Origin of the sequence: Janthinobacterium sp. J1-1 (genome assembly GCF_030944405.1) — a bacterium.
GTDB lineage: Bacteria > Pseudomonadota > Gammaproteobacteria > Burkholderiales > Burkholderiaceae_D > Janthinobacterium.
Genome location: NZ_CP132339.1, coordinates 673,042 through 688,523, shown reverse-complemented (window position 1 = coordinate 688,523; position 15,482 = coordinate 673,042). Strand labels below are relative to the sequence as shown.

9 protein-coding genes are annotated in these 15,482 nt (G+C 60.1%); 4 read left to right on the top strand and 5 right to left on the bottom strand.

All coding sequences use genetic code 11. The features are described from left to right. Positions 1–205 precede the first annotated feature (205 nt). The 4 genes from Q8L25_RS03075 (at position 206) to Q8L25_RS03060 (ending at position 4,999) form a co-directional block, all read left to right on the top strand. Complete coding sequence (locus tag Q8L25_RS03075; RefSeq protein ID WP_308923510.1) at positions 206–1,372, top strand: HPP family protein; 1,167 nt, start codon at positions 206–208, stop codon at positions 1,370–1,372. Then, on the top strand, positions 1,369–2,466 hold the full coding sequence (locus tag Q8L25_RS03070; RefSeq protein ID WP_308923509.1) for a M48 family metallopeptidase: 1,098 nt from the start codon (positions 1,369–1,371) through the stop codon (positions 2,464–2,466). Before Q8L25_RS03075 ends, Q8L25_RS03070 begins: the two co-directional genes overlap by 4 nt. A gap of 112 nt (positions 2,467–2,578) precedes the next feature. Next, positions 2,579–4,381, top strand: coding sequence for a DUF885 domain-containing protein (locus Q8L25_RS03065; RefSeq protein ID WP_308923508.1), 1,803 nt, complete (start codon positions 2,579–2,581; stop codon positions 4,379–4,381). Between the two features lie 135 nt (positions 4,382–4,516). Next, on the top strand, positions 4,517–4,999 hold the full coding sequence (locus Q8L25_RS03060) for a hypothetical protein (RefSeq protein WP_308923507.1): 483 nt from the start codon (positions 4,517–4,519) through the stop codon (positions 4,997–4,999). A gap of 49 nt (positions 5,000–5,048) precedes the next feature. Here the strand turns inward: Q8L25_RS03060 and Q8L25_RS03055 are convergent, their stop codons facing one another. The 5 genes from Q8L25_RS03055 to rpoB all read right to left on the bottom strand — a co-directional run bounded on the left by Q8L25_RS03055 (position 5,049) and on the right by rpoB (position 15,398). Continuing rightward, positions 5,049–5,888 carry an HDOD domain-containing protein gene (locus tag Q8L25_RS03055; RefSeq protein ID WP_308923506.1) on the bottom strand — a complete coding sequence of 280 codons (840 nt, stop codon included), beginning with the start codon at positions 5,886–5,888 and terminating at the stop codon, positions 5,049–5,051. A gap of 78 nt (positions 5,889–5,966) precedes the next feature. Beyond that, complete coding sequence (locus tag Q8L25_RS03050) at positions 5,967–6,575, bottom strand: ArsR family transcriptional regulator (protein ID WP_308923505.1); 609 nt, start codon at positions 6,573–6,575, stop codon at positions 5,967–5,969. Positions 6,576–6,715: 140 nt separating this feature from the next. Beyond that, positions 6,716–6,892: a hypothetical protein gene (locus tag Q8L25_RS03045; RefSeq protein ID WP_308923504.1), complete on the bottom strand. Its 177-nt coding sequence runs from the start codon at positions 6,890–6,892 to the stop codon at positions 6,716–6,718. Between the two features lie 42 nt (positions 6,893–6,934). Continuing rightward, a complete protein-coding gene (gene rpoC, locus Q8L25_RS03040) occupies positions 6,935–11,182 on the bottom strand; it encodes a DNA-directed RNA polymerase subunit beta' (RefSeq protein WP_308923503.1) in 4,248 nt (1,415 codons plus the stop codon). 109 nt (positions 11,183–11,291) lie between these two features. Beyond that, positions 11,292–15,398, bottom strand: a complete 4,107-nt coding sequence (gene rpoB / locus Q8L25_RS03035) for a DNA-directed RNA polymerase subunit beta (protein WP_308923502.1) — start codon at positions 15,396–15,398, stop codon at positions 11,292–11,294. Positions 15,399–15,482 lie beyond the last annotated feature (84 nt).

Below are 15,482 nucleotides of genomic sequence, written 5' to 3'. Positions count from 1 at the left end.
CGGGGGCTCCAGGAAAATAGGACATGAGGCAGGCTGGCCAGGATCGGCGAGCGCGACTGTCTAGAATATGCCTGCTGCGCAGAAATATCTACAACTGATTTGCACTGTGCTTATGCGAAAAACGTATAAGCATGCGCGGCAACGAATGCAAACGCATGAGATAATGTCCCGCTCTGCATGAGCAACGCGAACGCGCCCTCCCACCATGACGACTTCTTTCCTGGCACGCTGGCTGCCGCAACCGAACAACGGCAGCCGCCGCGAACAACTGCGCGCCTGCGCGGGCGCCATCTGCGGCTTGCTGCTGACGGGTATCACCTGCCATTTCCTGCTGGCGCCGGACAGTGCCAGCATCTACCTGATCGCGCCGATGGGCGCTTCCGCCGTGCTGCTGTTCTGCCTGCCGGCCAGCCCGCTGGCCCAGCCATGGTCGGTGGTGGGCGGCAATGTCGTGTCCGGCCTGGTGGGCGCGGCCTGCGTCAAATGGCTGGGGCCCGGCGTGGGCGTGGCGGCGCTGGCCGCCTGCCTGGCGATCGCCGCCATGTTCGCCCTGCGCTGCTTGCATCCACCGGGCGGCGCGGTGGCATTGACCACCGTGGTCGGCGGCGCCAGCGTGCAGGCGGCCGGCTTTGAATTCGTCTTCGTGACAGTCCTGTTCAACTCCGCCATCCTGGTCGCTTGCGCCGTGCTGTACAACAACCTGACGGGGCGCCGCTATCCGCACACCCAGCAATTGACAGCGGCCCATCCGCATGCGACGCGCGACGAGGTGCCGAGCGCCCGCCTGGGCTTTACGGCCGACGACCTCGACGCCGTGCTGCGCCAGCACGGCGAAGTGCTCGATATCAGCCGCGACGACTTGCAGGCGATCTTTCTGCAAACCGAACTGCGCGCCTGGCAGCGCCGCTTCGGCGTCGTCACCTGCCTGGATATCATGTCGAAGGATGTACGCAGTGTGGAATTCGGCACGCCGCTCGACGAAGCCTGGCACACCATGCGCACGCACGATATCGGCGCCCTGCCCGTGCTGAACCGCGCGCGCCGCGTGATTGGCATCATCACCCAGACCGACTTCCTGCGCCACGGCGGCCTCGACGATTACCAGGGCATGCGCCATCGCCTGCGCACCATTTTGCAGCGCACCGGCCTGTCGCACACCGAACGCCCGGAAGTGGTCGGCCAGCTGATGACGCACAAGCCGCACACGGCGCACCTGGGCACACCCATCATCGACCTGGTGCCGCTGATGGCCGATGCCGGCTACCACCATATTCCCATCGTGGACGAAGAAGACCGGCTGGCCGGCATTATCAGCCAGTCCGACCTGATGGCGGCCCTGTATGAAACGCGCTTTGCCGAGGCCGCCGCATGAAACCGTTTGACGCCCTGCTCTCCGGCCCCACGGGCACCACGCCCGTCACCGCGCATTTCTTCGCCAACCAGCTGGTGCTGCACGACCTGGGCGCCAGCGTGGCCGTCGACCAGCTCATCGTCAGCGTCGGTGGCATGGAGCGGCCCGAGCTGTTCCTGAACTGGCTTGATGCGCAGGGCCGGCAGGCCTCGCTCCAACCGCTGGGCCCGGATGCCATCGCCACCGTGCTGCAGGAGGCACCGGCTTCGCTGCAGCCATCGCTGCAGAAACTCTGGCGCGAGCGCAAGCAGAACCGGCGGCAAGTCTCGGGCTGGCTGGCCGGGATGACAGGCGCGGCGCTGCTGGCCGGCGGTTTGTTCTGGTGGCAGGGAAATAATGCCATCGGCGCGCTGGCCGGCCTGATCCCGCTGTCGACCGAAAAACAGCTGGGCGAGCTGGCGCTGGCGCAAGTGCGGTCCCAGGGCAGCCTGGCCGGCAGCGGCGCCGCGCAGCAGACGGTGCAGGAGATCGGCCAGCGCCTCACCACAGGCTCGCGCTACCAGTACCGCTGGTTCGTCAAGCAGGACGACAGCGTCAATGCGTTTGCCATGCCGGGCGGCATTATCGTCGTGCATACGGGCTTGCTGCGCCACGCCGGCAGTCCGGGCGAGCTGGCCGGCGTGCTGGCGCATGAAGTGCAACATGTGGAACAGCGCCACTCGCTGCGGCAGATGATCACCAGCCTCGGCTGGGGCGCGCTGGTGGCCGTGACCATCGGCGATATCAGCGCCGTGGCCGCCATGCTGGCGCACCAGGCCGGCGCCATGTATTTCAGCCGCGACATGGAGGAAGAGGCGGACCGGCTCGGCGTGCAAGCCCTTCAACGCGCACGCATACGCCCGGACGGCATGCTGACGTTTTTCCAGAAGCTGGGCAAGGAAGACCAGGACAAGGCGCAAGCGCCCGACTGGATTTCCTCGCATCCGCAAACGGCGGCACGCGTGCAGCGGGTCACGGCGCTGATCGGCGCCACTCCCTGCCCTGACTGCCTGCCCTTGAGCAGCCGCCACTGGCAGGCCATGAAAGCGGCATTGCCAGTGGGCGACAAGAATTAAACCACGCAATATTTCCTGCAAGCGAGTTAAACGATGGCGTATGCTTACGCCCCGGCGATTGGACATCCAAACACCGCCATCCCGTTCATTCTCCTTACCAAGGATATCGCGCATGAAGCATCGTTACGCTCTCGGCACCCTCGCCGCCTCCCTGTTGTTGGCCTTTGCGCCCATGTCGCAAGCGGCCCAGCCCGCCGCCAAGCCTGTCGCCGTCAGTGCGCCGCAAGCCAAGCAGCGATTGCAGGTGGTGGCCGACCAGTACTACGATGCCCTGGCCCGTTTCGAGCCGATCAACGCCACCGAAAGCGGCGACAACCGTTTTGACGACCAGCTCGGTTCAGCCATCGTGCCGGCCGCGCGCGCCAAACAGTTTGCCCTGTACCGCCAGTACCAGAAAACCTTGCGCGCGATCAGCCGCCAGCAGTTGTCGCAGCAGGACCAGATCAACTACGACATCCTCGACTACGAACTGGCCACCGCCCTGTCGTTCGAGCGTTTCCCGGAATACCTGCTGCCGTTGAACCAGATGGACAGCATGCCGGTGACCTTGGCCAACTATGCGGGTGGTGAAGCGTCGCAGCCGCTGGTCACCGTCGCCCAGTATGACGCCTACCTGAGCCGGCTGAACCAGCTGCCCGGCTGGATCGACCAGGCCATCGCCAATATGCGCGTCGGCATGCAAAAGAAGATCGTGCTGCCCAAGGCGCTGATCGAGTCCGCCTTGCCGCAGTTCAAGAAACTGGTCAGCGCCACGCCGCAAGAGAGCGTGTATTACACGCCCGTCAAGAACCTGCCGGCCGCCTTTGGCGAGGCCGACAAGCAGCGTCTGACGCAGGCATATACCGAGGTCGTCGGCACAAAACTGATGCCGGCCCTGCAGCGCCTGGCCACATTCATGGAAGCCGAGTATCTGCCGGCCGGCCGTGCCAGCAGCGGCTGGAGCGCCCTGCCCGACGGCGCCGCCTGGTACCAGGCGCGCGTGGCGTCGAGCACCACCACCGACATGAAACCGGAACAGATCCATGCCATCGGCCTGAAGGAAGTGGCGCGCATCCAAGGGCAGTACGCCATCGTCGGCCCGAAAATGGGTTACACGGGTCCGGCCGCCGGCCTGCCGGTGTGGGTCTCGGAACAGGCAAAATACCGCCCCTTCAAGACCGACCAGGAAGTGCTCGATGTGTATCGCAAGCTGAACGTCCTGCTCGACACCAAATTGCCGGCGCTGTTCACCCTGGTGCCGAAGGCGCCGCTGGACCTGCGCCTGGAGCCCGAACTGAGCCGCGACACGGCCGCCGACCACTACACGGCGCCGGCCGCCGACGGCTCGCGCCCGGGCGTGTTCTGGTCGGTGGTGACCGACCCGACACTGTATGGCGACACCGGCATGACCACTCTGTTCCTGCACGAAGGCAAGCCGGGCCACCATTTCCACCTGGCGCTGGTACAGGAAATGGACTTGCCGAACTTCCGCCGTTTCGGCGGCAACAATGCGTTTACGGAAGGCTGGGCTTTGTATGCGGAAACCCTGGGCAAGGAAATGGGGCTGTTCGACGATCCGGCCCAGTACTTCGGCCACCTGAACGACGAGATGCTGCGCGCCGTGCGCCTGGTGGTTGACACGGGCCTGCACACCAAGGGCTGGACGCGCGAGCAAACCATCAAGTACATGCGCGATACCCTGGGCTACGACGCCGTGGCCAGAAGCGAAACGGAACGCTATATGGCGTGGCCGGGCCAGGCGCTGGGCTACAAGATCGGCGCGCTGAAAATCATCGAACTGCGCCAGCGCGCGCAGGCGGCACTGGGCGACAAGTTCAACCTGCCGAAATTCCATGAGGTGGTACTCGGCGACGGCACCCTGCCCTTGAAACTGCTGGAAGCCAAGGTCGATCGCTGGATCGCGCAGCAGAAGTAAGCAGACAATCCCTGAAGACAAAACGGCAGTGCCATGATTGGGCTGCCGTTTTTTTCAGGTGCACACAATGCTCATACCCTTACTGTTTCAGTCCAGCAGATAGGCTAACTCAACGCAAGAATACTTATTGCCAAAATGACCTACGAAGAACTCAAGGAGTTGCTAGCAATTACACACAACCCTATGACGTTGACACGCGAGATGGTGCCCACGTTACCTGGCCTGTATGTCTGGAGATCAAAACATGATGACAGCATTGAGTACATCGGCAAGGCGTCGGGAAAGAATGGCTTAAGGGGGCGGGTTTGGTGTCAACACCTAAATCCCATCTATCTCGAATCCCGCCCCGATAAAATTGCCCAAGATGACGCCCAGCGCGGCTTTAACATTTTGCATAACGGCAAACTGTGTATCGATAAAAGCGTATTTCGGCGCAGCATAGGCAAAGCCCATCAACTCAGTCCAGGTGTGGAGACCGTTCGCCACATTCGTGAAAACTGCACAATCGCATGGGTAACCTTTTCCTCTGATCTATTGGAATACATTCCGAGATGGGAGCTTGATCTCATTAAAGACTACCCTCCTCGCCTCAACAAAGCAGGTAATAGGCACTCCTGAACATTAAGCTGCTCCCCCCGAGAACAAGCTCCGCCTTCCATAGTGTTAGCTACACCAGCAGCGCCGCGCTCATCGAGCGCACTTCCTCGTTTGATTCGGCCAGAATGCTTTGCAGGGTGTCGTTGTCGATAATGAAGTCGATCACGGAATCGGACGGCGTCAGCATCTCGATAAACGTCGTTTGCAGCGGTGACGGCACGGGCGACAGTTGCTTGGCCAGCAGGAGGGTGTCGAGCAGGGAATCGGGCGGGATCGCCAGCAGGCCGTCGCGCAAGCCTTCGATGGCCTCGCTGACCGGTTGCGGGATCAGCAGCTTTTTCATCACTTCGCGCGAAATGATTTCCTCGGCCGATTCCATCCAGTGCTCGCCATCGTCGTCCAGCAGGCCGGGAAACTCGTCGGCGCGCGACAGCAGATAGAAGCCGCCCACCTCGTGCACGATGCCGGCGAACAGCGCCGTATCGGCATCGACATGCGTCACGCGGCGCGCGATCACATGGGCCAGCGCCGCCACGTGCGCCGTATGCTCCCACAGCTGGGCCGCCTTCTGGCGCAGCACCGGGTCGACGATCTTGCTGCCGAACTGCCGCACCACCATGGCGGCCACCAGCGAATACAGATTGCGGTAACCCATGCGCATGACGGCCGCGCGCACGCTGGTGACGGGACGCGCATCGCCGCGGCTGTAGACGGCCGAGTTGGCCAGGGCGACGGTGCGCGCCGCCAGCAAGGGTTCGGCCAGCACCAGTTTGATTGCATGATCGATATGGCAATCGGGTTCCGCCAGGGCCAGTTGCAATTGCAGCGCGGAATTGACACTGATGGGAAACACCAGTTCGCCGCGCACCGCCTGGGAAACAATCAATCCGAATGCCTGTAATTTATTCATCGCCCTGTCTGTCCGTCCCGGATATTCTTTTAAGATTGCACCACTTTATATCAGAATCTTCATCGTTTTCACGCGCGATTAAAATCCGCTGACTTCAGGCAAAGATATCGACGTCAGTGTGCGTTCATCGCCAATCACGAACAATTTTGGCTGTTGCAATACCTGCAGCAAAAACGGCTGGCCCTCGCGCAGCCGGCGCTGGTAGTCGGCCAGGGTATACAGGTTCGGATTGATTTTGCGGCGCAAGGTTCGCTCGGCCGGCGCCAGGCGAGTCAACAAATCGCCGTAATTGGCCTCCTCGGCCACCAGCAGCAGATCGATGGCGCTGCCGGGAAGATCCTGGCCCTTGGCGGTGGCGCCGGACACAAAGGCCAGCTGCAGCTGGGCGCGCAACGGCGCCAGTGTGCTGCTGAGCACTCCCACCAGGCCGAAGGTCTTTTGCACCAGGCCGCTCAACTCGGGATACACCAGGCTTTCCTTGTTCGGCCAGAAGCGCCGCACATTGCCGATGCGCTCGGACGTGATCAGCCCCGCATCATGCAGCCGCCGCAACTCGCGCTGCGCCGACGCGCTGCCCAGACCCGTCAGCCGCATGATCTCGTTCAGATGAAAGCCTTCGTTGACGCGGACAAACAGCAGTCCCAGCAGCTTTTGCTGGGCGGGAGTGAACAGGGCTTGGGCGATCATGCGCCAGATCTTAGCACGAGCACGCTGGAAACTGGCGTGAGAAGAGCGCCTGAGCAGCGAACAGCATGATTCGATTGGGCATAAAAAAACGGCACCAAGGATTTCTCCTTGGTGCCGTTCTCGTCAGCTAGTAGCTAGTGTTACGCTTCGTCGCCGTGGTGATGCTGGGCCTGCGTTTCGATGTCCTGCAACGCTTCGGCAGCTTCGCCGGCCATCGAGGCTTTCTCGGCCAGCAGCAGGGCTTGACGCTCTTCGCCCACCCCGTACTTCTTTCTCTTTGCGTGCGCGACGAAGAGACCATAAAAAAACGGCACCAAGGATTTCTCCCGGGTGCCGTTCTTGTCAGCTAGTAGCTAGTGTTACGCTTCGTCGCCGTGGTGATGCTGGGCTTGCGTTTCAATGTCCTGCAACGCTTCGGCAGCTTCGCCGGCCATCGAGGCTTTCTCGGCCAGCAGCAGCGCTTGACGCTCTTCGACTTCCCACGCTTCTTTCTCTTTGCGTGCGCGGTGGAAGGCCAGGCCCGTACCGCCAGGAATCAGGCGGCCGACGATGACGTTCTCTTTCAGGCCGCGCAGACCGTCGCGCTTGCCCATGATCGCCGCTTCGGTCAGCACGCGGGTGGTTTCCTGGAACGATGCGGCCGAGATGAAGGAGTCGGTCGACAGCGATGCCTTGGTAATACCCAGCAAGACGTTTTCGTAGGTCGCAGGAATCTTGTTCTCTTGCGCCATGCGATCGTTCTCGTCCAGCAGTTCCGAACGTTCCACCTGCTCGCCAACGATGTAGTTGGTGTCGCCGGCATTGACGATCTGAACGCGGCGCAGCATCTGACGCACGATCACTTCGATGTGCTTGTCATTGATCTTCACGCCTTGCAGACGGTACACGTCCTGCACTTCGTCGACGATGTAACGCGCCAACGCTTCGATACCCAGCAGACGCAGGATGTCTTGCGGATCGGCCGGGCCGTCCACGATCATCTCGCCCTTGTTCACGACTTGGCCGTCATGCACCAGCACTTGCTTGTCCTTGGTAATCAGGAACTCGTGCTTGTTGCCGTCCATGTCCGTGATTTCCAGACGCTGCTTGCCCTTGGTTTCCTTGCCGAACGCAACCGTACCCGTGACTTCCGCCAGCATGCCGGCGTCTTTCGGGGAACGGGCTTCGAACAGCTCGGCCACGCGTGGCAGACCACCGGTAATATCGCGTGTCTTTTGCGATTCGGTCGGGATACGTGCCAGCACTTCACCCACCGATACCGCCTGGCCATCCTTGACCATGATCAGCGCGCCGACCTGGAAGCCGATCGCCACCGAGTGTTCGGTGCCGGCGATCTTGACTTCTTCGTTCGCGTCGTTGATCAGCTTGACTTGTGGACGCAAGGTTTTGGTCAGCGAACCGCGACGTTTTGCATCGATCGCCACCAGGGTGGACAGACCGGTCACTTCGTCGACCTGACGGGCAACCGTGACGCCTTCTTCGACGTTCTCGAAACGCACTTGACCGGCGTATTCGGTAATGATCGGACGGGTCAGCGGATCCCATGTCGCCAGCGCGGTACCGGCCTTGATGACCATGCCGTCCTTGACGATCAGGGTCGCGCCGTACGGTACTTTATGACGCTCGCGCTCACGGCCATGGTCGTCGGTGATCAGCACTTCGCCGGAACGGGAAATGACGATTTGCGCGCCCTTGCCGTTCGTCACGTAACGCATGGTTGCCGTGAAGCGGATGGTACCGTTCGATTTGGCTTCCACCGACGATGCCACTGCCGCACGCGACGCCGCACCACCAATGTGGAAGGTACGCATGGTCAGCTGGGTACCCGGCTCACCAATCGACTGCGCTGCCACCACACCGACGGCTTCGCCGGCGTTGACCAGCATGCCGCGGCCCAGGTCGCGGCCATAGCACTTGGCGCACAGGCCGAAGCGCGTGTCGCAAGTCAGTGGCGTACGAACCTTGACTTCGTCGATCGACAGACGTTCGATCTCTTCGACCATGTCTTCGTCCATCAGCGTGCCGGCTTCGTACAGCGTTTCCTGCGATTCAGGATGGACGACATCGTGCACCGTCACGCGGCCGAGGATACGGTCACGCAATGGTTCGATGACTTCACCGCCTTCGACCAGCGCTTTCATCAGGGCGCCGTTCATGGTGCCGCAATCATCTTCGATCACGACCAGATCCTGTGTCACGTCGACCAGACGACGCGTCAGGTAACCGGAGTTAGCCGTTTTCAGCGCCGTATCGGCCAGACCTTTACGAGCGCCGTGGGTCGAAATGAAGTACTGCAACACGTTCAGGCCTTCGCGGAAGTTCGCGGTAATCGGCGTTTCGATAATCGAACCATCCGGTTTCGCCATCAGACCACGCATACCGGCCAACTGGCGAATCTGGGCTGCGGAACCGCGCGCGCCGGAGTCGGCCATCATGTAAATGGCGTTGAACGATTCCTGCGTCGACTTGGTGCCGTCGCGCTTGATCACGTCTTCGACCTTGAGCTGGTCCATCATGGCCTTGCCGACTTCATCCGAGGTCTTGCCCCAGATATCGACGACCTTGTTGTAACGCTCGCCGGCGGTCACCAGACCCGAAGCGTACTGCTGCTCGATCTGCTTGACTTCCGATTCGGCCGTCGCGATCAGGGTGACTTTTTGTGGCGGTACCAGCATGTCGTCGACGCAGATCGAGATACCGGCGCGTGTCGCCAGGCGGAAACCCGATTGCATCAGTTTGTCTGCGAACACCACGGTGGCGCGCAGGCCGCACTTGCGGAACGACGTGTTGATCAGCTTGGAAATCTCTTTCTTTTTCAGTGCGCGATTGAGCACCGAGAAAGGCAGGCCTTTAGGCAGGATTTCCGACAGGATCGCACGGCCGATGGTCGTTTCGTAGCGGGTCACCGTTTTTTCGAATTCGCCGGTTTCGGCGTTTTTCGGGTATTCGGTAATACGTACGGTGACGCGGGTCGTCAGTTCGACTTCCTTGTTGTCGTAGGCGCGGATCACTTCCGACACGTCCGGGAACATCATGCCTTCGTTCTTGGCATTGATCGCTTCACGCGTGGCATAGTACAGACCCAGCACGATATCCTGGGACGGCACGATCGACGGTTCGCCGTTCGACGGGAACAGGATGTTGTTCGACGCCAGCATCAGCGTACGCGCTTCCATCTGTGCTTCGATCGACAAAGGAACGTGGACCGCCATCTGGTCACCGTCGAAGTCGGCATTGAATGCCGCGCAGACGAGTGGGTGCAGCTGGATGGCCTTGCCTTCAATCAGGACCGGCTCGAACGCCTGGATACCCAGACGGTGCAGCGTCGGCGCACGGTTCAACATGATCGGATGTTCACGGATCACGTCTTCCAGGATATCCCACACGACCGGTTCCTGGATCTCGACCAGCTTTTTGGCTGCCTTGATCGTGGTTGCCAGGCCCATCAGTTCCAGTTTATTGAAAATGAAAGGCTTGAACAGTTCCAGCGCCATCAGTTTCGGCAAGCCGCACTGATGCAGTTTCAATTGCGGGCCCACGACGATGACCGAACGACCGGAGTAATCGACGCGTTTGCCCAGCAAGTTTTGACGGAAACGGCCGCCCTTGCCCTTGATCATCTCTGCCAGGGATTTCAGCGGACGCTTGTTGGCGCCGGTCATCGCTTTGCCGCGACGGCCGTTGTCCAGCAGCGAATCGACCGCTTCCTGCAGCATGCGCTTTTCGTTGCGCGTGATGATCTCTGGAGCGCGCAGCTCCATCAGGCGTTTCAGGCGGTTGTTACGGTTGATCACGCGGCGATACAGATCGTTCAGATCCGAGGTCGCGAAACGGCCACCGTCCAGCGGTACCAATGGGCGCAGTTCCGGCGGCAGCACCGGCAGCACTTCCATGATCATCCAGTCAGGCTTGATGCCCGAACGCTGGAACGCTTCCAGCACTTTCAGGCGCTTGGCGTATTTCTTGATCTTCGCTTCGGACTTCGATTCCTTCAGTTCCACGCGCAGCGTTTCGGCATCGCGGTGGATGTCGATCGAGCGCAGCAGTTCACGGATACCTTCGGCGCCCATGAAAGCGGTGAAGTCGTCGCCGTACTCTTCGTACTTGGCGGCGTAGTCGTCTTCCGACATGATCTGGCACTTTTTCAGCGGGGTCATGCCTGGATCGGTCACGACATATGCTTCAAAGTACAGCACGCGTTCGATGTCCCGCAGGGTCATGTCCAGCACCATGCCCAGGCGCGATGGCAGGGACTTCAGGAACCAGATGTGGGCGGTAGGCGAAGCCAGTTCGATGTGGCCCATGCGCTCGCGGCGCACCTTGGCCAGCGTGACTTCGACGCCGCATTTTTCGCAGATCACGCCGCGGTGTTTCAGGCGCTTGTACTTGCCGCACAGGCACTCGTAGTCCTTGATCGGGCCAAAGATCTTGGCGCAGAACAGGCCATCGCGTTCAGGCTTGAAGGTACGGTAGTTGATGGTTTCCGGCTTTTTGACTTCGCCGTAGGACCACGAACGGATTTTCTCAGGCGAAGCGAGACCGATCTTGATTGCATCGAAGGTCTCGTTGGTCTGTACTTGCTTGAATAGATCGAGCAGTGCTTTCATGTATCACTCCAGAGGTGATTAAATTTCTATATTCCTGAGACTACATTGCCCGGCATGGTTTCCCAGCCGGGCTTTGTGTTTCCCAAACCAAATGACAGGTGGCTGTCTTTTAGTTGCGTTCGAGGTCGATATCGATACCCAGCGAACGGATTTCCTTGACCAGCACGTTGAACGATTCCGGCATGCCGGCGTCGATCACGTGGTCGCCCTTGACCAGGTTCTCGTACACTTTGGTACGGCCATTCACGTCATCGGACTTGACGGTCAACATCTCTTGCAAGACATACGACGCGCCATACGCTTCCAGTGCCCACACTTCCATCTCACCGAAGCGCTGACCACCGAACTGGGCTTTACCACCCAGCGGCTGTTGCGTCACCAGCGAGTAAGGACCGGTCGAACGTGCATGCATCTTGTCATCAACCAGGTGATGCAGTTTCAGCATGTGCATCACGCCGACAGTGACCTTGCGCTCGAATGCTTCACCGGTGCGACCGTCATACATGGTCACCTGGTTTTTCGACGGGGTCATGCCGAGGTTCTTGGCAATCGCGTCAGGGTAAGCCAGGTCCAGCATGCGGCGGATCTCTTCTTCGTTGGCGCCGTCGAACACTGGCGTGGCGAATGGAACACCTTTTTTCAGGTTTTCCGCCAGCTTCATGATTTCTTCGTCGTCAAACGCGTCCAGATCTTCAGCGCGGCCGTTTTCGTTGTAGATCACGGTAAGGTACTTGCGCATTTCTTCGGCTTGCGTGTGCGCCTTCAGCATTTCGCCGATACGGATACCCAGACCCTTGGCAGCCCAGCCCAGGTGAGTCTCGAGAATCTGACCAACGTTCATCCGCGAAGGAACGCCCAGCGGGTTCAGCACCACGTCGGCTGGCGTGCCATCGGCCATGTATGGCATGTCTTCCACAGGAACAATACGGGAAACCACACCCTTGTTACCGTGGCGACCCGCCATCTTGTCGCCCGACTGCAGGCGGCGTTTCACGGCCAGGTACACCTTGACCATTTTTTGCACGCCTGGTTGCAGCTCATCGCCTTGCGTCAGCTTCTTGCGCTTCTCTTCGAAGGCCAGATCGAACTGGTGACGCTTCTCGTTGATCGATTCCTTGATCGCTTCGAGCGCTACCGCTGCATCGTCGTCCGCCGGGCGGATGTCGAACCAGTGGTATTTGTCCAGATCGTCCAGGTATTCCTTGGTGATCTTGGCGCCTTTGGCCAGCTTTTTAGGGCCACCGTTGACAACTTTGCCGATCAGCATTTTTTCCAGACGCTGGAAGGCATCGCCTTCAACGATACGCATCTGGTCGTTCAGGTCCAGACGGAAGCGTTTCAGTTCGTCATCGATAATCTGCTGGGCGCGTTTGTCGCGGACAATGCCTTCACGGGTGAAGACTTGCACGTCGATCACGGTACCGATCATGCCCGAAGGCACGCGCAGCGAGGTGTCTTTCACGTCCGAGGCTTTTTCGCCGAAAATCGCGCGCAGCAGCTTCTCTTCCGGGGTCAGCTGGGTTTCACCTTTTGGCGTCACTTTACCGACCAGGGTATCACCGGCTTGCACTTCGGCGCCGATGTAGACGATACCGGATTCATCCAGGCGAGCCAGCTGGTTTTCAGCCAGGTTCGAGATGTCGCGCGTGATTTCTTCCGCGCCCAGTTTCGTGTCACGGGCCACCACCGACAACTCTTCGATGTGAATCGAGGTGTAGCGGTCGTCCTTGACGACGTTTTCCGAGATCAGGATCGAATCTTCGAAGTTCAGACCATTCCATGGCATGAAGGCCACGGTCATGTTCTGGCCCAGCGCCAATTCACCCAGGTCGGTCGATGCGCCGTCGGCGATCACGTCGCGCTTGGCAACACGGTCGCCCACTTGCACGATAGGACGCTGGTTGATGTTGGTGTTCTGGTTCGAACGGGTGTACTTGATCAGGTTGTAGATGTCGACGCCGACTTCACCAGCCAGTGCTTCTTCATCGTTGACGCGAATCACGACACGGCCCGCATCGATGTAATCGACGATACCGCCACGCAGCGCTTGCACGGTGGTGCCCGAGTCGACCGCAACGGTGCGTTCGATACCGGTACCGACCAGCGCTTTTTCAGGACGCAAGCAAGGCACAGCCTGGCGTTGCATGTTGGCGCCCATCAATGCACGGTTCGCATCATCGTGTTCGAGGAACGGAATCAGCGAGGCAGCGACGGACACGATCTGGCCTGGCGCCACGTCCATGTACTGGATGCGCTCCGGGGAGACCAGGATGGTTTCGCCAGCTTCACGGGCCGAGACCAGTTCATCGGACAGCATGCCGGCGTCGTTGATGGTCGCATTCGCCTGAGCGATGATGTAGCGGCCTTCTTCGATGGCGGACAGGTAGTCGATCTGATCGGTGATCTTGGAGCCTTCGACCTTGCGGTACGGAGTTTCCAGGAAGCCATATTCATTCAGGCGGGCATACAACGCCAGCGAGTTGATCAGACCAATGTTCGGACCTTCCGGTGTCTCGATCGGGCAGACGCGGCCGTAGTGGGTCGGATGCACGTCGCGCACTTCAAAGCCGGCGCGTTCGCGTGTCAGACCGCCGGGTCCCAGGGCCGATACGCGGCGCTTGTGGGTAATTTCCGACAGAGGATTGGTTTGGTCCATAAACTGCGACAACTGGGACGAACCGAAGAACTCGCGAATCGCGGCCGAAATCGGCTTCGAGTTGATCAGGTCGTGCGGCATCAGGTTGTCCGCTTCGGCTTGGCCGAGGCGTTCCTTGACGGCGCGCTCAACCCGCACCAGGCCGGCGCGGAATTGATTCTCGGCCAGTTCGCCCACGCAACGTACGCGGCGGTTACCCAGGTGATCGATATCGTCGACTTCGCCGCGGCCATTGCGCAGTTCCACCAGGATCTTGATCACGGCCAGCACGTCGTCGTTCGACAGGGTCATGGCGCCGGTCAGTTCATCGCGGCCAATGCGGCGGTTGAACTTCATGCGGCCCACGGCCGACAGGTCGTAGCGGTCCGAGTTGTAGAACAGGCCGTTGAACAGCGCTTCGACCGAATCTTCGGTTGGCGGCTCGCCTGGACGCATCATGCGGTAGATCGCCACTTTCGCGGCCATCTGGTCGGCGGTGTCGTCGATACGCAGAGTTTGCGAGATATAGGCGCCCTGGTCCAGGTCGTTGGTGTACAAGGTCTGGATTTCGGAGATGCTGGCGTCGCGCAGACGGCCCAGCAGGTCTTCGGTCAGCTCGTCATTTGCAGACGCGACGACTTCGCCGGTGTCGCCGTCGACGATGTTCTTCGCCAATACGCGGCCCAGCAGGTAGTCTTCCGGTACGGAAATGTGCTTGATGCCGGCAGCTTCGATATCACGCACGTGTTTCGCGTTGATACGCTTGTCTTTCAGCACCAGGGTCTTGCCCGACTTGTCGACGATGTCGAAACGCGCCACTTCGCCGCGCAGACGCTCGGAGACGAATTCCATCTCCGCGCCTTCGGAGCGCAGGTTGAAATTGTCGAACACGAAGAAGTTCGCCAGGATCTGCTCGTGCGACATGCCGATCGCTTTCAGCAGGATCGTCACTGGCATCTTGCGGCGGCGGTCGACGCGGAAGAACAGGATGTCTTTCGGGTCGAACTCGAAGTCCAGCCACGAACCGCGGTAAGGAATGATACGCGCGGAGAACAGCAGCTTGCCCGACGAGTGGGTCTTGCCGCGGTCGTGCTCGAAGAACACGCCTGGCGAGCGGTGCAGCTGGGAAACGATGACGCGCTCGGTGCCATTGATAACAAACGAACCGGTGGTCGTCATGAGCGGCAATTCGCCCATGTAGACTTCCTGTTCTTTCATTTCCTTGACGACCGGCTTGGTCGGCGATTCCTTGTCCAGGATCACCAGGCGCACTTTCGCGCGCAGCGGCGACGCGAACGTCAGGCCACGTTGTTGACATTCTTTGACGTCAAAGGCAGGATCACCCAAAACGTACGACAAGAATTCGAGGCGCGCAAAACCATTGTGCGACACGATGGGGAAAATCGAAGTGAAGGCCGACTGCAGGCCATCGTTCTTGCGGCCGGACGGTGCTATGTCCTCTTGCAAGAAGCTATGATAAGACTCGAGCTGGGTCGCCAGCAGGAACGGAACGTGGTGAACGTTGGCGCGCTTCGCGAATGATTTGCGAATGCGTTTCTTCTCAGTAAATGAGTAGTGCATGGACACTCCGTGAGTGACAGAAAGGATAGAAAATTCAGGTTTTGCAAGTGCTCGTTTGCAACATTCGCGGCTGCGTGTGACACA

What these genes read in the sequence shown, in the direction of transcription:
- Q8L25_RS03075 (WP_308923510.1), top strand. Translation starts at nt 206, where the DNA reads ATGACGACTTCTTTCCTGGCACGCTGGCTGCCGCAACCGAACAACGGC.
- Q8L25_RS03070 (WP_308923509.1), top strand. Translation starts at nt 1,369, where the DNA reads ATGAAACCGTTTGACGCCCTGCTCTCCGGCCCCACGGGCACCACGCCC.
- Q8L25_RS03065 (WP_308923508.1), top strand. Translation starts at nt 2,579, where the DNA reads ATGAAGCATCGTTACGCTCTCGGCACCCTCGCCGCCTCCCTGTTGTTG.
- Q8L25_RS03060 (WP_308923507.1), top strand. Translation starts at nt 4,517, where the DNA reads ATGACCTACGAAGAACTCAAGGAGTTGCTAGCAATTACACACAACCCT.
- Q8L25_RS03055 (WP_308923506.1), bottom strand. Translation starts at nt 5,888, where the DNA reads ATGAATAAATTACAGGCATTCGGATTGATTGTTTCCCAGGCGGTGCGC.
- Q8L25_RS03050 (WP_308923505.1), bottom strand. Translation starts at nt 6,575, where the DNA reads ATGATCGCCCAAGCCCTGTTCACTCCCGCCCAGCAAAAGCTGCTGGGA.
- rpoC (WP_308923503.1), bottom strand. Translation starts at nt 11,182, where the DNA reads ATGAAAGCACTGCTCGATCTATTCAAGCAAGTACAGACCAACGAGACC.
- rpoB (WP_308923502.1), bottom strand. Translation starts at nt 15,398, where the DNA reads ATGCACTACTCATTTACTGAGAAGAAACGCATTCGCAAATCATTCGCG.